Genomic DNA, 18278 nt, shown 5'->3' with positions numbered 1-18278 from the left:
CTGGCTGCCGTTTGCGAAAGGAGCGGGGGATGTCATTCATGGATTCAAATGAGGCCGTCGGGGCGATCTTCCTGGTCGCCGGCGGCTTGGCTGTGCTGGCCGAGATCCACTCTCTCACTGTCTATTTTCTTGCAGTGGCCGCCGGGCTGTTTGCGGCCGGGGGCCTCGCGCTGGCGGGCGCGAGCTTCACGACGGACCTGGCGGCGTTGGCCGTTGTGATCGCTCTGGGCTTGCCCGTCGCACACTGGTGGCGGGGCAAGCTGAGGAATCGTGCCGCCGACGACCTCATGAATGACGATATCGGGCGCCCGGTGACGGTGGTGGACTCGGCGAGCGGCGTGCTGCGGGTCAGTTATCGCGGAACGACCTGGAACGCCAGGCTGGAATCGGCGGAGCAGGGAATTCCGGAAGTTGGTGAACACTATGTGATCGTGCGGCGCGAGGGCAACCTGTTGCTCATCGGGCCGCCAGCCGTTCGGTAGTGCTCGATTCATCAGTGCTCAAGTCAGAAAAACGAAAGGAGTTTTCCGAACATGGACATCAGCTTCGTTATCGTGGTTGTTCTCGTCGTCCTCGCCTTTGTACTGTTGAGCCGGGGGCTGCGTGTCGTGCCGCAGCAGCACGCGTGGATCGTCGAACGTCTAGGACGCTACCAGAAGACGCTTGAGCCGGGGCTCAACCTGATCATCCCCGTCATCGATACGGTCGCTTACCGTTTTGACCTGCGCGAGACGCCGATCGATGTGGCCGAGCAGGTCTGCATCACCAAGGACAACACGCAGATCTCGATCGACGGCGTGCTGTATGTGCAGATCACGGATCCAAAGGCCGCAGCCTATGGGACCTCCAATCCGCTGGTGGCGGTCGAGCAGCTCGCCCAGACGGTGATGCGCTCCGATGTAGGCAAGAAGCAGCTGGACGAGGTCCTGTCGTCTCGAAGCGAGCTGAATGCTTCCATCGTGAGCGAGCTGGATCACGCGGCGGTCAATTGGGGGGTCAAGGTCCTGCGCTATGAGATCCGCAATATCGAACCGCCCCAAGAGGTGGTGCGCGCAATGGAATTGCAGATCACGGCCGAGCGGGAAAAGCGGGCCGTCATCGCGAAATCAGAGGGCGACAAGCAGCAGGCGATCAATGTGTCAGAGGGGGACCGGCAGAAACACATCAACCTGGCAGAGGGTGAACGTCAGGCTCAGGTATTGCGTGCTGAAGGTGAGGCACAGGCTATCCTCACGGTCGCCGAGGCCACCGCCAAGGCGCTCATGACCGTTGGCGAGTCGTTGCAGCAAAAGGGCGGCCTGGATGCCATGAGGATGCAGGTCGCGCAGGACTTCGTCGCGCGCTGGGGCGGCATTGCCAAGGCGTCGAACGTCATGATCGTGCCGGCCGACATGGGTGATTTGTCAAAGATGGTGAGTACTGCCTTCAAGATCGTCGAGGGGACCCAGACCAAGATTTCCGGATGATGCTGTCGGCTGGGGACGCTCCACATTTTGTCCGCATTTGCGGGGTGATGGAGACTTCTGGCAGCACTGTGGAGATTGTGGATTCCAAAAGCAGTTTGTGCCAGGTTTGGTAGTAGAAGTGACGAATTCGGTACAGATTGGGCCGAGTTGTGTGGTGGTGGCGTCGTTACAATGTCCTCGAGCTCAGCCAATCGGCGGGCTGGAGATAGGATCATGAAGCGGATTGCGTCGACTGTGTTTCTGGCCGGCTTGATGGGGCTGCCGGCTCTGGCAGTTTCACCGGTGGCAACTGCAGCTGTCAGCGTGGGCGTGGGTGTGAGCGGCAACGATTTCAGCGCTGGAGTTGCGATCAGCACCGAGCCACCGATGTTGCCTGTCTATGATCAGCCGTTGGCTCCCGGCCAGGGGTATATCTGGACGCCCGGCTATTGGGCCTGGTCTCCAGCTGGCTACTTCTACTGGGTCGACGGCGCTTGGGTGTTGCCGCCGACGGTCGGGCTGCTTTGGACGCCCGGCTGGTGGGGGTGGTTCGATGGTTTCTACCGCTGGCATCCTGGCTATTGGGGCCCCGAGGTTGGCTTCTATGGCGGGATCAACTACGGTTACGGCTATTTCGGCGTGGGCTACGGCGGCGGCTATTGGATGAACAACCGCTTCTACTACAACACCGCCGTGAGCCATGTGGATGTGACCAACATCCACAATACCTACATCGACAGGACCGTCATTCGCAACGTGACCGTCAACCGTGTGAGCTACAACGGTGGGCGGGGCGGGATTGAGGCCCAACCCAGCGCGCAACAGCGGGCGTTTGCCAATCAGCGCCGGTTCGAGGCCACGCAGGAGCAGGTCAACCATCGGGACGCGGCCATGCGCAACCCGGCGCAGCGCTATGACACCAACCGCAGCCGGTTCTCTGGGGACCGCCCACTGCAGCCCGCATCGCCAAGTAACCATGGGCCGCAACCTGGTGTGACGCAGACCCAGGGATCCGGCGCGGAGTCCCGCGGCCGGCAGCCAGGGGCAGACCCGCAGGCCACCGAAAGGCCGCAGGGCCGGAATCGGCCGGAGATACAGCGGCCAGAGACGCAGCGGCCGGGCATGCAGCCTTCGGCCCCGGGGGCCCCTCGTTTCGAGCGGGGTGGTGCACAGGATGCAGCCATGCCGCCGCGCGGCCCGGCGGAACGCCCGGTGACGCCTCAGTCGGCGCCGCGTGTGGAGCAACCCATGAACCGCCATGGTGTTCAGCAGCCTTCGTCGCCACAGTTCGAGCAGCGTCCATCACGTCCTGAAGCGCCGCAGCCACAGCGGTTCGAACAGCGTCCGTCGCGTCCTGAAGCGCCGCAGCCACAGCGGTTCGAGCAGCGTCCGTCGCGTCCTGAAGCGCCACAACCGCAGCGGTTCGAGCAACGCCCGTCGCGTCCTGAAGCGCCACAACCACCCCGGTTCGAGCAGCGTCCGGCCCCTCGTCCGGAGGCTGCTCCCCGAGTTGAGTCGCGCCCGGCACCACGTGTGCAGGAGCCGACCGATCGCCGGGGCGGTGGCCAGGAGCGTGGCAACGACAGGCGCCGCGGCGAATAGGGAACGTACCGGTTTGAACCGGTACGGCCCCTTTGGACCGTTCTTCGCTTATAATTAGCTGAATCAAGGGGAGTAGCTCACTTTCCGTTGCATCGTCAAGACAGTGCCTTCACAGGCACTCGGTGCGCGGGCAACTCAGGTTGCGAGCAAGACCTTGCCTTCGTGGCAAGGTGCGTCTCCTCTCCGGAAATGACCTGAACCCCGAAGGGGCCCAGGTCATTTTTGTGTCTGGCGATGGCGTCTGCTGTCGCCACACTGCCCAGTAGGGCGGACTGGCTCGGGTCGAAGCACTCAATTTCGACAACAGGAGCACTGATGCTTGAATTTCTATACACCCTGCACTGGGGCGCCGTTTTTCAGATCGTGTTGATCGACGTCCTGCTCGGAGGGGACAACGCGGTCGTGATTGCACTGGCCTGCCGCAAGCTGGAGCACCGGCAGCGGCTGCAGGGAATCCTGTGGGGTACGGTGGGCGCCATTGCCTTGCGCATTGTCTTGATCGCTTTCGCACTGACTCTGCTGGCGATCCCCTTCCTGAAGGTCGTGGGGGCCCTGTTGCTGCTCTGGATCGGCGTCCGGCTGCTGCTGCCGGATGATCACACTCAGGGCAATGTGCATGCCAGCGCGACGGTGCTGTCGGCCATTCGCACCATCATCGTCGCCGATCTCGTCATGAGTCTGGACAATGTAGTGGCCATTGCCGGGGCGGCCCAGAATGCCCATGACGCGCACCAGATGGGTCTGGTGGCGTTTGGCCTGGTCCTGAGCGTGCCCATCATCGTCTGGGGCAGCACACTGGTACTGCGGCTGATCGATCGGTTCCCGATGGTGGTCACGGCAGGTGCCGGGCTGTTGGGGTGGATTGCGGGCGGCATGCTCGTGACGGACCAGGTGTTCATCGACACTGTGGGTACGCCGCCCGGCCTGAAGATCGGTGCCGAGATTGTGGGGGCCGTCCTGGTTATCGCGGCAGGTCGTCTGTTGGCGCGCCGCCGTGCGGCGGCGGCGCCGCGCGAGGCCGCCTGATCCAGATGCGAAACTGGCTGGCCGCGTGGTGCGGTCAGCCAGTGTGATGTCGGTCATTGGCGGCGCGGGGCGAGCCTGGCTCGCTGTTGCCGCCGTGGCATCAATCAGTGCAAGGACGCCAGCTTCACGTTCTTGTCGCCCAGAGCCTGCGCGACGTCGTGCATGGCCTGGTTCAGGATCTTGTGCGTGTTTTCATCGGCCCCATGGCCGAACTTGACGTCGATGTCGGCCATCACCTGGTTGTGCAGCTTGTGCGAGATGGCCTTGTCGAACAGGTACCCGGCCCAGAAGGCGCCGTCAGGCGCCGTGCCGGCCGTGACCAGCGTCTTGGCGAGCTTCGTGCCCGTGAGGTCGGCGGGGGCCGCCGGCAGTTTGACGCCGGCTTCGGTGGCGCGCTTCAGCCCATCGTTGATGGCGAAGGTCATGCCGCCGATGAAGTTCTTGACGTTCTTCTCGCCATATTGCTTGTTTAGCTTGGCGACTTCAGCATTGACCGTCTTTTCGCCCAGCATGGACACCAGTGCCTTGTCGAAGGTGAAGTGTTGGGCGCCGCCGCCAGCCTTCACCAGTGCTGCGGTTGCTTCCAGTGCGGGTGCGCCGTCATAGGCTGGGCCGCCGAACCAGTTCATGGCGTGGGATGCGGTCTGGGTCTGAGTCGGTGCTGCGTCGGCGGTCAGCGTGGCGCCGCCCAGGGCCAGACCCAGTGCCGCAGCGAGTACGACTGGCGCGGTCGTGAATTTGTGGGAGATCTTCATCTTGCGTTCCTTTGAGGAGGGGGACCTTGTGTGTCGGCGGCTTCAGGCCGCCCGGCGCCCCAAGGCTTGTAAATAGGCGGGGAACCCCCCGTCTGGGTATAAATCGTTCAATTGCGCCAGCACCTGTGGCGGCAGCAATTCTTTGAGGCGTTGGCCCAGGCTCTGGCAGATCGCGGCCAGCCCGAGGTTCTGGCGGATGAAGTCTGCCGCCAGTTCCACGACCAGTTGCTGGCGGGTCGTCATGCCCTCGGCGCTGTTGTCGCCCACCTGGCCCACGAGTGCAATCTGCTGGTCGGCGACCAGCACCAGCCAGCGCAAGCTGCCGCCTCGTGCCAAGGCATAGCGGTGGACGGAGCCCTGGCAGCCGCCGCATACGCCTTCGCAGGCCTGCAGGCACAGTGTCGTGATGCGTACGTTGCGGTCGCTGGCGCGGTGCATGGCCTGTGCCAACGCGGAGGCGTCGGCTGGCTGGATCGCGACCAGCAGAGAATCATGACAGTCGTCGATGATGTCCGCTGCCTTCGCCAGAAGCTCATTACCGCGCAGGTTGAAGACCGGGGCGGGCTCGTGTCTGGTCAGGCCCTGCGTCAGCGTGTGTTGGGCTGCATCCAGTGCCTGTTTGTGTTCGGTGGCGAGCTTGCGCAGGAGTTGCTCAGGCGCCACGGCTACATATCGTTGGCCGCTTTCGTGCTCTACCCGCAGCAGCGCACCGCGCGCCAGCAGCTTTTCTGCCACCGCGTAGACATTGGCGCGCGGGATCCCGGATTTCTTGGCCAAGCCATAGCCGTTGAGTTCGCCGGCGCCGACCAGCGCCCCATAGGCGCGTGCCTCGTATTCGGAGAAGCCCAGCTGCTGCAGTGCCGTGATGGTATCCATGTGGCTGGTAGTAGTTGTTGTTGCGACTACTATAGCTCAGGAATCAGTGATGTCAAGATCACGACCATGTGAAAGTTTGTCCCGTGCGCGGTCAGCCGCAGGGGATCGTTGCTTTTGCCGTACGCGTCCAACCCGGGTTGTCCTATGATGGCCGTAATTCTTTTTGGAGCTCGTCCATGAAAATCGCAGTCGTAGGAGCCGGCGGGGTTGGCGGCTACTTTGGAGCCCTGTTGGCCCAGTCGGGTACGGATGTTGTGTTCATTGCGCGCGGGGCGCATCTGGCGGCCCTGCGACAGCACGGCCTGCTGATCGAAAACACCCAGGGGGAAAACGTCCATCTGGCGACGGTACGTGCGACGAGCGATCCGGCCGAGGCAGGCCCGGTGGACCTGGTGCTCTTCGCGGTGAAGCTGCCAGATTCCGAGGCGGCCGCCCGTATGCTGCGTCCGCTCTTCGGACCGGAGACGGCCATCATCTCGCTCCAGAATGGCGTCCAGAAGGACGATCTTCTGCGTCAGGTGTTCGGCGAGAAGGCTGTGATGGGCGGGGTCGCCTACATCTCCGCGTTCATCGATCGACCCGGCGTCGTTCGCCATGTGGGCGGCATGGGCAGGCTGGTTTTTGGTGAATTCGATGGCAGCCGTTCGCCGCGTGCGCTGGTTTTTCTGGAAGCTTGCCAGAGAGCGGGGTTCGATGCGGAGCTGGCAGAGGACATCCGCCGGCGGATATGGGAAAAGTTCGTGCTTCTGGTGGGGTTGTCTGCAGCGACGACGGCGATGCGCAAGCCCGTCGGACCCATTCGCGACAATCCGCTGACTCGCCAGTTCCTGTTGGATCTGATGCAGGAAACCGCGGCGGTCGGCCGAGCGCTCGGGGTTGCGCTGCCTGACGATTATGCCCAGAGCCGGCTGGAATTCACGAAGAAATTTCCCCCGACCATGACAGCTTCGATGTACCACGACCTGGAACAGGGCAAGCCGCTGGAAGTCATGTGGCTCAGTGGCGCAGTGGTGGCGCTGGGCGCGCAGGCTGGCGTGGCAACGCCCGCCAACCGCGCAGTACGCGATATCCTGGCGCTGCATGCCGGGGGTAGCACTGGGCCGGCGGTTGCCACGCCCTGAGGCGGCCGGTTCGATCCGCAGTTAAACTGCACGAAAATGACTCACGGATGGTGACCATGAGACCGGAACCTTTGCTGATCCTGCCCGCCGTCCCACCGGCGGCGCAGTTGTTCGTGCTCCTGCATGGCGAATCCGCGGACCCGGCGCAACTGCTGAACGTGGTGGCGGCCATCCGGCAGGCCTTCAGTTCCGCCGTGATCATCCAGCCCTATGCGCCCTTCGGGGACCAGGAGGAACGACGCTGGATCGCACAGGCTGCCCCGGATGCCGAAAGCTATGTCCAGCTCGTCGCAGACGCAGCGGCGTCGCTGGCGGGCGAAATCCGTGCCTGGCAGCGCCAGTATGGGTTGCGCGGCGAGCAGACGGCCATCGTGGGGTTTTCCGAGGGTGCTGCCGTGGCGCTGGAAGCCTGCTCGATACCAGGGCTGGCCGGCCGGGCGCTACTGTTTTCCACGCGCTTTGCGACCCTGCCGGAATCGGCGCCTCCGGCGACCACCCTGCACTTGCTGCATGGGGCGCAGGACCCGGTCGCTCCGGCGGATCAGGCGCGCCAGGTGCATGCGCGATTTGCCGATCTGAATGCGGACGTCACCCTGGACATCGCCTCCGGCGTCGGGCACCATCTGCACGCGGCGTTGATCCAGCAGGCCATCGTCAGGCTGCAGACTTGTGTCCCGCTGCGGAGCTGGGAGGCGGCAATGGGCGCCCCCGATGCGCGTGTGGATGAGTACAGCGCCGTCGATCCCGACAGCAAGAACCCGCCGGGCTCCCGCACCCTGCACTGAGGGTGCGGTCCCTCGCCGGCCGTACGCGGCCCCGTATGCCGTTGAGCGTTGACGGCAAAGGCTATTTCGCGTCGTGCAGGTCGTTCAGGACCTGCAGGGCGAGATTCGAATGGGCATAGGCGCCGCCCGCTCTCATCTCTGCCGCCACCCAGATGGCTTCCATGATTTCGGCGTCCGTGGCGCCCGCGTGCGCCGCACCTGCCGTGTGCCCCTTGATGCAATAGGGACATTGGGTGACGTGAGCCACGGCGACGGCAATCAGCTGCTTGGTCTTGGCATCCAGCGCGCCGGGCGCGAACACCGCCTTGCTGAATGCCTTGAAGGCAGCCAGCGGTTCGGGTGCCAGTTCCGCGCGGCGTTTGGCAAGGTCCCCAGAGGCACGGGGGTACATCGGTGAATCCATGGAAAACCTCCTGAGAGTAGTGGGGTGAGATGGTTCCATCATAGCCCTGCGGCGCTTGCGCGGCCGCAGAACCCTGCCGCTGCCAGGGGTGTGTCGGGGTGGGTATCGAAACTAGCCGGCGAATCCCCCGCTGTCCAGAAACGCCTGTTCCTGGGGGGTGGTCTGGCGGCCCAGCAGGTGGTTGCGGTGGGGGAAGCGGCCAAATTGCGCAATGATGTCGCGGTGCACGACGGCCCAGTACAGTGAGTCGGGAACGTGCGCCTGGTAAAGCATGACCGATTCTTCCTGCACCGGCAGGCTTTCCGTGTGCATGAAGGGCAGACAGATGAAGTTGCGCAGTTCCGGTTCGATGGCGGCCAGGTGATGCAGGCTCAGCCGGGCGTAGTGCAGGGCCAGACCGTCGGTCGCAAACATGTGTCCTGTGTTGCGAAACGAGTTTCTTGGGTACTGGTCCAGCAGCAGGATCAGCGCCAGCGCCGACACCGGCTGGTCGAGCCAGCCCTCGAGTTCCTGGCGGGCTGCGGCAAAGTGCGCGTCCCGGAAGCGGGTCCGAAATTCGATGTCGAAGTCGGGGTCCTTGGTGAACCAGCGTCCGGGTCCGGCATCGCGCCAGAAGGCGACGACCGACGGTGCATGGAAGGTGGGCTGGTGGGAAGGGGGGGCTGGTTGTGTCATGGCGGTGGTCCGGTCGAGAACGTGATTGTCACGGTACACCGTTTCGCATGGACCGCCACACCCGTGTGGAAGTGGTGTGTTCAGGCGTCCAGGAATCGGCAGCGTGCGGGATCCAGCCAGACTTCGACGGCGTCCCCGACGGTGAGTTGCAGATCCGGCTCAGCCCGCGTGCGGATCACCCGGTTGTTCACGACAATGTCCGCGTCATAGAATTCGCCCGCGAATTCCAGCGCCTGGACCTGGCCTTCGATCACGTTGAAGCTGGGCCCCGAGCCGGGCCGGCTGACCCGAATGAATTCAGGCTGGATGCTCACCGCCCCGGGCGCGCCCTCGCTCAGGTCGCGCCGTTGACAGTGCAGGGTGCCGAGTGGGGTGCGCGCCAACAGGAAATCCTGCTCGACGCCGCGCACGGTGGCCTCGAACAGGTTGGCGTGGCCCAGATAGCCGGCGACCAGTGGCTTGGTGGCGTTGAAGTAGAGGGCTTGGGGTGTGCCCATTTCGATGACGCGTCCGCCGCGCATGACGGCCAGAATGTCCGATTGCGCCAGCGCATCCGTGCGGCTGCGGGTTGCCACGAGGGCGGTTGCTCCAACTTCCTTCAGGCAGTGCCGCAGGCGCCGGCGCGGTCCCTCGCGGGATTCGTGAAAGAGGTCCGCCAGGGGTTCGTCCAGAATCACGAGCTGGGGTTCGCTCACGAGCGCCCGGGCGAGTGCGACGAACCACTGTGATTCTGTATCCAGGCTGCCGACCAGGCTGTCGGCTGATTTTTCCAGGCCGGCAAGCGCCAGTACCCGGCTGGTGCGCGCGTTGATCTCCGGTTTTGGAAGGTGGCGCACACGCAGGGCGAAGGCGATGTTCTCCAGGACGGACTTGCGTGGCCAGAGCATTGGGGGATACATCACCAGCCCCAGCTCGCGCTTTTCCGCAGGTACGGAGATTGTCGGGCCGTCTGACCAGAGGACTCGGTCACCGATCCGGATGGTCCCGGAGTCTGGCGTGTCCAGGCCGGCAATGCAGCGCAGCAGCGTGGTCTTGCCGCAACCAGCCGGCCCCAGCAGCGTGACGATCTGCCCGGCCGGGATCGTCAGGTTGAAGCGATCCAGGACCACGGTTGCCCCAGCCCGGGGGCTGCTGGTTTTGCGTAGGTCCTCGAGGTGGACGTCTGCGCGCGCCGGTTCGCTCAGAGCAGTTCCTTGCGCAGCGTCTCGGCTGGTTTGGGCGACAGCCAGCCTGGTGCCACGTCGAGCACCGTGCAGGCCCCCGTCTGTCCCATGGCCTTCATGCGCCAGGCTGCGCGCGCGTAGGCCACCAGTACGTTGGCGGTGAAACCAGGGTTGCTGGCGAGCTTCAGCGAGAACTCCACGACTTGTGGATCGCCCGTGCCCGATTGGCCGCTGCGCATGGCGAACCCGCCATGCGGCATGCCGGTGTGGTCGCGTTTGAGTTCGGCCTCGGAAATGAAGTGCACGGTGGTGTCGTAGTCCGCGAAGTAATCCGGCATGGTGGCGATGTCGTGTTCGACTCTCTTCGGATCGGCGCCGGATTCCAGTACGACGAAACATTCGCGGGTGTGTTTTTCGCGCGTGCTCAGTTGGGGGTTTTCGCCTACGCGGACCCGGTCCAGCGCTGCCTGGATCGGGACCGTGTACTGCACGCCGTTGCGCACGCCGGCTACGTGCCGGATGGCATCCGAATGGCCCTGGCTGACGCCTTTGCCCCAGAAGGTATAGGGCGTGCCCTGTGGCAAGATGGCTTCGGCCATGACGCGGTTCACCGAGAACAGTCCCGGATCCCAGCCCACCGAAATCAGGCTCAGATTGCCGCCAGCGCGGGCCGCGTCATCGATCTTCTGAAAGTACTGGGGGATTTTCGGGTGGGTGTCGAAGCTGTCGACAGTATTGAACCATTGCGCCAGCTCGGGGCCCTGGACAGGCAGGTCGTCTTTGGAGCCACCGCACAGAATCATCACGTCGATGTCCAGGCGATGTGCCTGTGCGTCCTGCAGGCGTTTGACGGGCACGGCGGGGTTGGGCAGCTTGACCGTGGCGGGGTCGCGGCGCGTGAAAACGCTGACCAGCTGCATGTCCGGCTGTTGTGCGATGGCAGCCAGCACGCCTCGCCCCAGATTGCCGTAACCGGCGATGCCGATGCGGATGACATGGGAAGTCATGGGATTCCTTCGTATCAGGTTTCAGGTGTCCCGCCTGACGGCTGGCCCGAACGATCCTGGATCGTTTCGGACCAGTGCCGGATGAGCGGCCAGAGCTCGTCGGGGGTGTGTGCGACTGCATTGGCGCCCCAGTTAGCGGGGTCGTCCATCGAACAATAACCGTAGCCGGCAGCGACCGTGGCCATGCCGGCCGCTTTGCCCGCCTGGATGTCGCGCAGGTCGTCGCCGATGTAGAGGCTGTGTCCGGGCGGGAGGCCCGCCTGGCTGGCCGCATGTAGCAGTGGCGCGGGGTGGGGCTTGATGTGCGGGGTGGTGTCGCCGCAGACCACGACGCGGCAGTGTGTCTGCAGACCCAGGTACCGGACCATGGGCCAGGTCAGGACCTCGGTCTTGTTGGTCACGATCCCCCAGGTGAAGCCCTGGGTCTGCAGCCGGCTGAGCAGGTCACGGATGCCGGGGAACAGCCGCGTGTGTTCGTTCATGATCTGCGCGTAATCGTGCAGGAATTGCTGACGGACGGCTTCGTAGGCCTCGCTTTCCGCGTCGAGATTCAGCGCGGCCTTCAGCAGCCCCCTGGCGCCGTGCGAGGCATGGGGACGGAGTGTGTCGTAGGGCAGGGGCGGCAGGCCGCGGTAGTTGCGTTGCTGGTTGGCGGCCGCCGCCAGGTCGAAGGCGGTGTCGGCCAGCGTGCCATCGAAGTCGAAAAGGACGAGGGCCTGCATGGTTCAGTCCGGGCGGCGTGCCGAGAGGAAGTAGTTCACCCCTGTGTCGGCCGTGAGATGGTAGTGACGCGTCAGCGGCTGGTACCCCAGCCCGGACAGGGCGGCGACTTCCAGCCCCGCGGCCCGGGCGGCCGCTGCGAGCTCGCTGGGGGTGATGAAGTGTTCGTATTGATGGGTTCCGCGCGGCAGCAGGCGCAGCACGTATTCGGCAGCGACGATTGCCAGCAGGAAGGATTTGGGGTTGCGGTTCAGCGTCGAGAAGCACACCAGCCCGCCCGGCCGGACGAGCTGGCCGCAGGCGCGGACCACCGACGCGGGATCGGGGACGTGCTCCAGCAGTTCCATGCAGGTGACCAGGTCGAACTGGCCCGGATTCTGCTCCGCGAAGTCTTCCGCGCTGATGCATTCATAGTGCACTTGCACGCCCGATTCGTGGCCGTGCAGGCGGGCGATCTGCAGGGAATCGTCGGCCAGGTCGATGCCGGTGACCTGTGCGCCTTCCAATGCCATCGCCTCGGAGAGCAACCCGCCCCCGCAGCCGACGTCCAGCACCCTTTGGTTTCCCAGCGGACCTGCCTGGGTACGGATCCAGTCCAGGCGCAGCGGGTTGATGTCGTGCAGGGTCTTCAGTTCGCCCTGCGGGTCCCACCAGCCCGATGCCAGGGCGCTGAATTTGTCGAGTTCGGCCGGGTTGGCGTTAGTCGCAGGCATGGGGAGGAAGACTCCAAAAAAATAGGGCTCCGCAAATGCGGAACCCTATTGTATCCGCCATGCGCGGGGCATGGCGGTGCGGTCAGCGAGTAATTACTTGCGCGTACCGACGATTTCGATTTCCACGCGGCGATTCTTCGCGCGGCCTTCGCGGGTCTTGTTGGTTGCGACGAAGTTGGTCTTGCCCTTGCCTTCGGCGTAGATGTGGTCAGCCGGGACGCCCTTGCTGATCAGGTAGTTCTTGACCGAGTTGGCACGACGCTCGGACAGTTTTTGGTTGTAGGCAACAGAGCCGATGGAATCGGTGTAGCCGGTAGCGATGACCGTTTCCAGATTGATCGAGGTGGCTTGTTGGGCGACCTGGTCGAGGACCTGCTTGCCTTCGGGTTTGATGTTGGATTTGTCGAAGTCGAAGAACGTATCGGCGTTCAGGACAACCTTGCTGGCGGTCGGGGCGACGACAGGGGCCTGGGCGACGGGCTTGCCGCATTCGGTGGCAGCCGTGGCAGGGGTCCAGTTAGCATCGCGCCAGCAGTCGCCGTAGCTGTTTTTCCAGACGTGGCCGTCGACGTTGGTCCAATTGTCAGAAGCAGAAGCGGTGCCGGCGGCTGCCATGGCAGCGATGGCGAGCCCGATGGCGAGTTTGGAGGGTTTGTTCATGTTTCTCCTCGTTTGAGCGTAATGCTTGAAAGTGACCGCAGCGAACCCCCGCCGCATCCCGATAGAACAACTGCAGTATAGCAATGTCCAGATCGAAAACTCAGAGTTGTGCTGGGTTTCATGCGTGTTAGGCGAAATCTTAAGGCATTTTCCCCCGGGCGGTTAAGTACAAATCCATTGGCATACGCAGTTGTCGCGATTTCCTGCGGATGAGGCGGCCGGCTGTGGGATTTTTGCAACGGCCGGCCAACCATGCCGGTTTCCGCCGCTGAGGCCGATGCGCGGCTGGTCGCTGCGGCAGAATGATAGAATCATCGGCTGGTCGTGCGTCTCTTTTATAAGAGAGCAGACGGCTGCTTCGACACATGCCTGAAGGTTTGCGGATACGCCATATGGATTCCTTTGCGAAAGAAACCCTGCCCATTTCTCTGGAAGATGAGATGCGGCGCAGTTACCTGGATTACGCCATGAGCGTGATCGTGGGGCGTGCCTTGCCGGATGTGCGTGACGGGCTGAAACCGGTTCACCGGCGAGTGCTGTTTGCGATGCATGAACTGAACAACGACTGGAACCGCGCTTATAAGAAGTCCGCGCGTATCGTCGGGGACGTGATTGGTAAGTATCACCCGCACGGGGATACGGCGGTGTACGACACCATCGTGCGCATGGCACAGGATTTCTCGCTGCGCTACATGCTGGTCGACGGACAGGGCAATTTCGGCTCGGTGGACGGCGACAATGCGGCGGCGATGCGCTATACCGAAGTGCGCTTGGCGAAGATCGCTCACGAGCTGCTGGCCGACATCGACCAGGAAACCGTCGACTTCGGGCCTAATTACGATGGCAGCGAACAGGAACCCTTGTTGCTGCCCTCGCGGCTGCCCAACCTGCTGGTCAACGGTAGCGCGGGGATCGCGGTGGGCATGGCGACGAACATCCCGCCGCACAACCTGTCCGAGGTCGTGGAGGGCTGCCTGTATTGTTTGCGCCACCCCGATTGCACGGTGGACGATCTGATCGAGCGCATTCCGGCCCCTGATTTTCCGACGGGCGGGATCATTTATGGCATGACGGGCGTGCGCGAAGGTTATCGCACCGGGCGCGGGCGCGTGGTGATGCGTGCGAAGGTCCACTTCGAGGATCTGCCGCACGGCAACCGCGAGTCCATCGTGGTCGACGCCATTCCCTATCAGGTGAACAAGAAATCCCTGCAGGAACGCATCGCCGAACTGGTCAACGAAAAGAAGATCGACGGCATCTCCGACATCCGCGACGAGTCCGACAAGGACGGCATGCGTCTGGTCATCGAACTCAAGCGTGGCGAGGTCCCGGAAGTCGTCCTGAACAATCTGTACAAGAACACCCAGTTGCAGGAAACCTTCGGCATGAACATGGTGGCGCTGGTCAACGGCCAACCGCGCCTGCTCAATCTGAAGCAGATGGTGGAATACTTCCTGCAGCATCGCCGCGAGGTCGTCACCCGCCGCACCATCTTCCAGTTGCGCAAGGCACGCGAACGCGGCCACGTGCTCGAAGGTCTGGCGGTCGCGCTCGCCAACATCGATGACTTCATCGCCATCATCAAGGCAGCTCCCACACCGCCCGTGGCGCGCGACGAACTGATGGCGCGGGACTGGGATTCTTCCCTGGTGCGCGAGATGCTGGCGCGCGCCGATGCCAATGTAGCGTCTGGTGGACGCGAGGCCTACCGGCCTGACGGGCTGGATCCGCGCTTCGGCCTACAGGCGGAAGGGCACTACCGGTTGTCTGAAGTCCAGGCCCAGGAAATCCTCAACATGCGCCTGCAACGCCTGACCGGGCTGGAGCAGGACAAGATCGTCAGCGAATACCGGGATGTGATGGATACGATCGCTGACCTGCTGGACATTCTGGCGCGGCCGGATCGTATCACGATGATCATTGGCGAGGAATTGCAGGCGGTGCGGGCCGAATTTTCCGATCCTGCGCGTGACCCTCGCCGCTCGGAAATCGAATTCAACGCGACCGAGCTCGAAACTGAAGATCTGATCACTCCCATGGACATGGTGGTGACGCTCTCGCGCACTGGCTACATCAAGAGTCAGCCGCTGTCGGAATACCGGGCGCAGAAGCGCGGTGGGCGCGGCAAGCAGGCAACCGCCACCAAGGAAGACGACTGGATTGACCAGCTGTTCATTGCCAATACGCATGACTACCTGTTGTGCTTCTCGGACCGTGGTCGGGTGTACTGGCTCAAGGTCTGGGAAGTGCCCCAGGGGTCGCGCAACTCGCGCGGCCGACCCATCGTCAACATGTTCCCGCTGGTCGATGGCGAAACGATTACCGTGGTGCTGTCGGTGAAGGCCTTTACCGATGATCACTATATATTCATGGCAACCTCGCGCGGCACGGTGAAGAAGACGCCGCTGTCGGACTTCTCTAATCCCCGCAAGGCCGGCATCATCGCAGTCGGGCTGGACGACGGCGACTTCCTGATCGGCGCTGAACTCACCGACGGGCAGCACGACGTGATGCTGTTTTCCGATGCTGGCAAGGCAGTGCGTTTCGACGAAAATGACGTGCGCCCGATGGGCCGCGCGGCGCGCGGCGTGCGTGGGATGTCGCTGGAAGACGGCCAGTCCGTGATTGCGCTGCTGGTTGCCGAAGACGAGTCCCAGAGCGTGCTGACGGCGACCGAGAACGGCTTCGGCAAGCGCACGTCGATCGTGGAGTACACACGCCACGGGCGCGGCACCAAGGGCATGATTGCGATCCAGACCACGGCGCGCAATGGCAAAGTCGTGGGGGCCGTGCTGGTTCAGCCCCAGGACGAGATCATGCTGATTACCACATCGGGCGTGCTGGTGCGGACTCGGGTCTCCGAGATCCGCGAGATGGGCCGCGCCACCCAGGGTGTCACGCTCATCAACGTGGACGAGGACAGCCTGCTCTCGGGCGTACGCCGCGTGGTCGAGAGTGATGCCGACGATGTCGAGGACGCACCGGCCGGTTCGCCGTCGGATGCGGACGATTCAGGGGCGGGGGGCACGCCGCTTCCGAACGATGACCCGGGCTCACCGGATACCAACGCTTAACCGAGCAACGCTTAACCGAGGACAGGGATCCTTCATGAATCGCCCCTGGAATTTTGCGGCCGGTCCGTCGACCTTGCCGCTGGAAGTCCTGCAACAGGCTGCCGCCGAGATGTGCGACTGGCATGGCAGCGGCACCTCCGTGATGGAAATGAGCCATCGCAGCAAGCAGTTCGGCCGCATTCGCGACGAGGCCGAAGCCGATCTGCGGTCGCTGCTTGCCGTCCCGGATGATTTCGAGGTCCTGTTCATGCAGGGCGGGGGATCGGCGCAGAACGCCATCGTGCCGCTGAACCTGATCGATCGTACGGGATCCGGGCGTGCCGATTATGTGCTCAGCGGCCACTGGGCCAGGAAGTCATGGACCGAGGCCCAGCGCTATGGCGACATTGCGGTCGCCGCCACCGCTGAGGCGCCGGCCGAGATCGACGGGCGGTCATATGGTCCCTGGTGCTGGTTGCCGGAAACGTCCCGCTGGCATGTCCGGCCGGACGCGGCTTATCTGCATTTGTGCGCCAATGAAACCATTGGCGGGATCGAACAGACTGTCATGCCGGACATGGCGGCGCTGGGCGCTCCCGACGTGCCGGTCGTGGCCGACATGTCGTCCAATATCCTCACGCGCCCCGTCGACTTTTCGCAGCTGGGTGTGGTCTATGGCGGCGCCCAGAAAAATGCCGGCCCGGCCGGCGTGACCCTGGCCTTCGTGCGCAAGGATCTGCTGGGCCACGCGATGCCGCATTGCCCGTCAGTGTTCGATTACGCCAGCGTGGCCAAGGCCCAGTCCATGTTCAACACGCCGCCGACGTATGCCATTTATATGGCCGGGCTGGTGTTCAAGTGGCTGCTGGCACATGGCGGGGTCGCGGCGATGGCAGCCGCCAGCCAGCGCAAATCGCAGACGCTGTACGGGTACATCGACAGCTCTGATATTTACGAGAACCGGGTCGATCCGGCGCGGCGTTCGCGCATGAACGTGCCGTTCCTGCTGCGCGACGAGTCCCTGAATGCAAGCTTCCTGGCTGAGTCCGAGGCCGCCGGTCTGCTGGCGCTCAAAGGCCATAAGTCGGTGGGCGGCATGCGGGCGTCGCTCTACAACGCCATGCCTCTGGAAGGCGTGCTGGCCCTGGTCGATTTCATGCGTGACTTCGAGGCGCGCCATGGCTGAAGAAGCGCTGCAATCGCAGCTTGCGCCACTGCGCGAACGCATCGATACGCTCGACGAGCAGATTCTGACGCTGCTCAACCAGCGGGCACAGGCGGCTCTGCAGGTCGGCGACATCAAGAAGCGGCTCGATACCGAGGGACCGATCCTCAAACCCGATCGCGAGGCGGCGATTGTTCGCCGCCTGCAGCGGGCCAATTATGGGCCGATCCCGGAATCTGCGGTGGCGGCGATCTGGGGCCAGATCATCTCCACCTGCCGGGGCCTGGAAAGCGTTCTGACGGTCGCCTTCCTGGGTCCGCAGGGTTCGTTTTCGGAGCAGGCCGCGTTCGAGCACTTTGGTCATGCGATCAACGGCCTGCGCTGTGAGTCCTTTGACGAGGTCTTTCGTGCTGTCGAGGCCGGCCAGGCCGGTGTGGGCATGGTGCCGGTGGAGAACTCCACCGAGGGCGCTGTCAACCGGAGTCTGGATCTGCTGTTGAATTCGTCCCTCAAGGTACTGGGCGAGCGCACGATCCGCATTCACCATAATCTGCTGACGCGTACCGGTGGGCTCGAGGACGTTTCAAGGGTCCTGGGGCATCCGCAGGCGTTGGCGCAATGCCAGGCATGGTTGAGTCGCAATCATCCGCGCCTGGAGCGGGTTCCGGTCGCCAGCAATGCGGAGGCAGCGCGCCTGGCCTCCGAAGATCCCGCTTGTGCAGCGATCGCGGGCGATGCGGCTGCGGCCGCCTGGGGCCTGAGCGCCGTGGCCAGCGGCATTCAGGACGACCCGCAGAATCAGACCCGGTTCCTAGCTGTGGGGCCTCAGGATGCGGGACCCACCGGCTACGACAAGACCAGCCTGATTCTGGCCGTGCCCAATCGCGCCGGGGCGGTTTACGAGATGCTCGCGCCGCTCTCGGCGCATGGTGTGTCCATGACACGCTTTGAGTCCCGGCCGGCCCGCACCGGGCAGTGGGAATACTATTTCTATGTGGATCTGCTGGGCCATCGCGAAGATGCGTCAGTCAGCCAGGCGCTGGCCGAATTGCGCCAGCAGGTTGCCTTCTTCAAGGTGCTGGGATCCTACCCCAGGCAGTAAGAGACCA

At 63.7% G+C, this 18278-nt stretch carries 18 protein-coding genes; 9 read left to right on the top strand and 9 right to left on the bottom strand.

The features are described from left to right. Window positions 1-38: 38 nt before the first annotated feature. The 4 genes from EPN31_RS01055 (at window position 39) to EPN31_RS01040 (ending at window position 4073) form a co-directional block, all read left to right on the top strand. Window positions 39-482 carry an NfeD family protein gene (locus EPN31_RS01055; protein ID WP_291768228.1) on the top strand — a complete coding sequence of 148 codons (444 nt, stop codon included), beginning with the start codon at window positions 39-41 and terminating at the stop codon, window positions 480-482. Between the two features lie 51 nt (window positions 483-533). Beyond that, window positions 534-1466, top strand: a complete 933-nt coding sequence (locus EPN31_RS01050; protein ID WP_291768226.1) for an SPFH domain-containing protein — start codon at window positions 534-536, stop codon at window positions 1464-1466. A gap of 213 nt (window positions 1467-1679) precedes the next feature. Beyond that, window positions 1680-3047, top strand: coding sequence for a hypothetical protein (locus EPN31_RS01045; protein WP_291768223.1), 1368 nt, complete (start codon window positions 1680-1682; stop codon window positions 3045-3047). Between the two features lie 315 nt (window positions 3048-3362). Further along, window positions 3363-4073: a TerC family protein gene (locus EPN31_RS01040; RefSeq protein WP_291768222.1), complete on the top strand. Its 711-nt coding sequence runs from the start codon at window positions 3363-3365 to the stop codon at window positions 4071-4073. 104 nt (window positions 4074-4177) lie between these two features. Here the strand turns inward: EPN31_RS01040 and EPN31_RS01035 are convergent, their stop codons facing one another. Continuing rightward, a complete protein-coding gene (locus tag EPN31_RS01035) occupies window positions 4178-4828 on the bottom strand; it encodes a hypothetical protein (RefSeq protein WP_291768219.1) in 651 nt (216 codons plus the stop codon). A 42-nt stretch (window positions 4829-4870) separates the two neighbouring features. Continuing rightward, window positions 4871-5704, bottom strand: coding sequence for a TrmB family transcriptional regulator (locus tag EPN31_RS01030; protein ID WP_291768217.1), 834 nt, complete (start codon window positions 5702-5704; stop codon window positions 4871-4873). Between the two features lie 176 nt (window positions 5705-5880). On the opposite strand from EPN31_RS01030, the gene EPN31_RS01025 reads away from it, so the two are divergent. Both EPN31_RS01025 and ypfH read left to right on the top strand, forming a co-directional pair. Beyond that, on the top strand, window positions 5881-6825 hold the full coding sequence (locus EPN31_RS01025) for a 2-dehydropantoate 2-reductase (RefSeq protein ID WP_291768214.1): 945 nt from the start codon (window positions 5881-5883) through the stop codon (window positions 6823-6825). A 56-nt stretch (window positions 6826-6881) separates the two neighbouring features. After that, window positions 6882-7610 carry an esterase gene (gene ypfH, locus EPN31_RS01020; RefSeq protein WP_291768211.1) on the top strand — a complete coding sequence of 243 codons (729 nt, stop codon included), beginning with the start codon at window positions 6882-6884 and terminating at the stop codon, window positions 7608-7610. A gap of 61 nt (window positions 7611-7671) precedes the next feature. On the opposite strand, the gene EPN31_RS01015 is transcribed toward ypfH, so the two are convergent. From EPN31_RS01015 to ompA, 7 genes are all read right to left on the bottom strand, one after another. Continuing rightward, the gene (locus tag EPN31_RS01015; protein WP_291768208.1) at window positions 7672-8013 is read right to left on the bottom strand and encodes a carboxymuconolactone decarboxylase family protein; all 342 of its coding nucleotides are present in this window, start codon (window positions 8011-8013) and stop codon (window positions 7672-7674) included. Window positions 8014-8124: 111 nt separating this feature from the next. Continuing rightward, entirely contained in the window at window positions 8125-8688 is a 564-nt protein-coding gene (locus EPN31_RS01010; RefSeq protein ID WP_291768205.1) for a DUF924 family protein, read from the bottom strand. 80 nt (window positions 8689-8768) lie between these two features. Next, on the bottom strand, window positions 8769-9797 hold the full coding sequence (locus EPN31_RS01005; RefSeq protein WP_291768202.1) for an ABC transporter ATP-binding protein: 1029 nt from the start codon (window positions 9795-9797) through the stop codon (window positions 8769-8771). A 71-nt stretch (window positions 9798-9868) separates the two neighbouring features. Continuing rightward, window positions 9869-10858, bottom strand: coding sequence for a diaminopimelate dehydrogenase (locus tag EPN31_RS01000; RefSeq protein WP_291768199.1), 990 nt, complete (start codon window positions 10856-10858; stop codon window positions 9869-9871). Between the two features lie 14 nt (window positions 10859-10872). Further along, window positions 10873-11580, bottom strand: a complete 708-nt coding sequence (locus EPN31_RS00995) for an HAD family hydrolase (protein ID WP_291768196.1) — start codon at window positions 11578-11580, stop codon at window positions 10873-10875. 3 nt (window positions 11581-11583) lie between these two features. Beyond that, a complete protein-coding gene (gene ubiG, locus EPN31_RS00990; RefSeq protein ID WP_291768193.1) occupies window positions 11584-12291 on the bottom strand; it encodes a bifunctional 2-polyprenyl-6-hydroxyphenol methylase/3-demethylubiquinol 3-O-methyltransferase UbiG in 708 nt (235 codons plus the stop codon). A 93-nt stretch (window positions 12292-12384) separates the two neighbouring features. After that, window positions 12385-12951, bottom strand: a complete 567-nt coding sequence (gene ompA / locus EPN31_RS00985; protein ID WP_291768191.1) for an outer membrane protein OmpA — start codon at window positions 12949-12951, stop codon at window positions 12385-12387. A gap of 392 nt (window positions 12952-13343) precedes the next feature. Between ompA and gyrA the strand changes: the two genes are divergently transcribed. The 3 genes from gyrA to pheA are packed head-to-tail and all read left to right on the top strand — an operon-like array spanning window position 13344 to window position 18271. Continuing rightward, complete coding sequence (gene gyrA / locus EPN31_RS00980; protein WP_291768189.1) at window positions 13344-16025, top strand: DNA gyrase subunit A; 2682 nt, start codon at window positions 13344-13346, stop codon at window positions 16023-16025. A gap of 34 nt (window positions 16026-16059) precedes the next feature. Beyond that, window positions 16060-17190 carry a 3-phosphoserine/phosphohydroxythreonine transaminase gene (gene serC, locus EPN31_RS00975; protein WP_291768187.1) on the top strand — a complete coding sequence of 377 codons (1131 nt, stop codon included), beginning with the start codon at window positions 16060-16062 and terminating at the stop codon, window positions 17188-17190. Then, window positions 17183-18271 (top strand): prephenate dehydratase, encoded by a 1089-nt coding sequence (gene pheA, locus EPN31_RS00970; RefSeq protein ID WP_291768185.1) that lies wholly within the window; start codon window positions 17183-17185, stop codon window positions 18269-18271. The genes serC and pheA overlap by 8 nt, the downstream gene beginning before the upstream one ends. Window positions 18272-18278 lie beyond the last annotated feature (7 nt).

It is taken from the genome of Castellaniella sp. (assembly GCF_004321985.1).
Taxonomy (GTDB): Bacteria; Pseudomonadota; Gammaproteobacteria; order Burkholderiales; family Burkholderiaceae_B; genus Castellaniella.
Note: the sequence above shows the minus strand (reverse complement) of the source record. Positions and strands in the feature narration are given on the sequence as shown.

Excerpts from the sequence above, each read along its gene's own strand:
- EPN31_RS01040 (WP_291768222.1), top strand. The coding sequence starts at position 3,363 with ATGCTTGAATTTCTATACACCCTGCACTGGGGCGCCGTTTTTCAGATC.
- ypfH (WP_291768211.1), top strand. The coding sequence starts at position 6,882 with ATGAGACCGGAACCTTTGCTGATCCTGCCCGCCGTCCCACCGGCGGCG.
- serC (WP_291768187.1), top strand. The coding sequence starts at position 16,060 with ATGAATCGCCCCTGGAATTTTGCGGCCGGTCCGTCGACCTTGCCGCTG.
- gyrA (WP_291768189.1), top strand. The coding sequence starts at position 13,344 with ATGGATTCCTTTGCGAAAGAAACCCTGCCCATTTCTCTGGAAGATGAG.
- EPN31_RS00995 (WP_291768196.1), bottom strand. The coding sequence starts at position 11,580 with ATGCAGGCCCTCGTCCTTTTCGACTTCGATGGCACGCTGGCCGACACC.
- ompA (WP_291768191.1), bottom strand. The coding sequence starts at position 12,951 with ATGAACAAACCCTCCAAACTCGCCATCGGGCTCGCCATCGCTGCCATG.
- EPN31_RS01035 (WP_291768219.1), bottom strand. The coding sequence starts at position 4,828 with ATGAAGATCTCCCACAAATTCACGACCGCGCCAGTCGTACTCGCTGCG.
- EPN31_RS01025 (WP_291768214.1), top strand. The coding sequence starts at position 5,881 with ATGAAAATCGCAGTCGTAGGAGCCGGCGGGGTTGGCGGCTACTTTGGA.
- EPN31_RS01045 (WP_291768223.1), top strand. The coding sequence starts at position 1,680 with ATGAAGCGGATTGCGTCGACTGTGTTTCTGGCCGGCTTGATGGGGCTG.
- EPN31_RS01055 (WP_291768228.1), top strand. The coding sequence starts at position 39 with ATGGATTCAAATGAGGCCGTCGGGGCGATCTTCCTGGTCGCCGGCGGC.
- EPN31_RS01015 (WP_291768208.1), bottom strand. The coding sequence starts at position 8,013 with ATGGATTCACCGATGTACCCCCGTGCCTCTGGGGACCTTGCCAAACGC.
- pheA (WP_291768185.1), top strand. The coding sequence starts at position 17,183 with ATGGCTGAAGAAGCGCTGCAATCGCAGCTTGCGCCACTGCGCGAACGC.
- EPN31_RS01010 (WP_291768205.1), bottom strand. The coding sequence starts at position 8,688 with ATGACACAACCAGCCCCCCCTTCCCACCAGCCCACCTTCCATGCACCG.
- ubiG (WP_291768193.1), bottom strand. The coding sequence starts at position 12,291 with ATGCCTGCGACTAACGCCAACCCGGCCGAACTCGACAAATTCAGCGCC.
- EPN31_RS01000 (WP_291768199.1), bottom strand. The coding sequence starts at position 10,858 with ATGACTTCCCATGTCATCCGCATCGGCATCGCCGGTTACGGCAATCTG.
- EPN31_RS01050 (WP_291768226.1), top strand. The coding sequence starts at position 534 with ATGGACATCAGCTTCGTTATCGTGGTTGTTCTCGTCGTCCTCGCCTTT.
- EPN31_RS01030 (WP_291768217.1), bottom strand. The coding sequence starts at position 5,704 with ATGGATACCATCACGGCACTGCAGCAGCTGGGCTTCTCCGAATACGAG.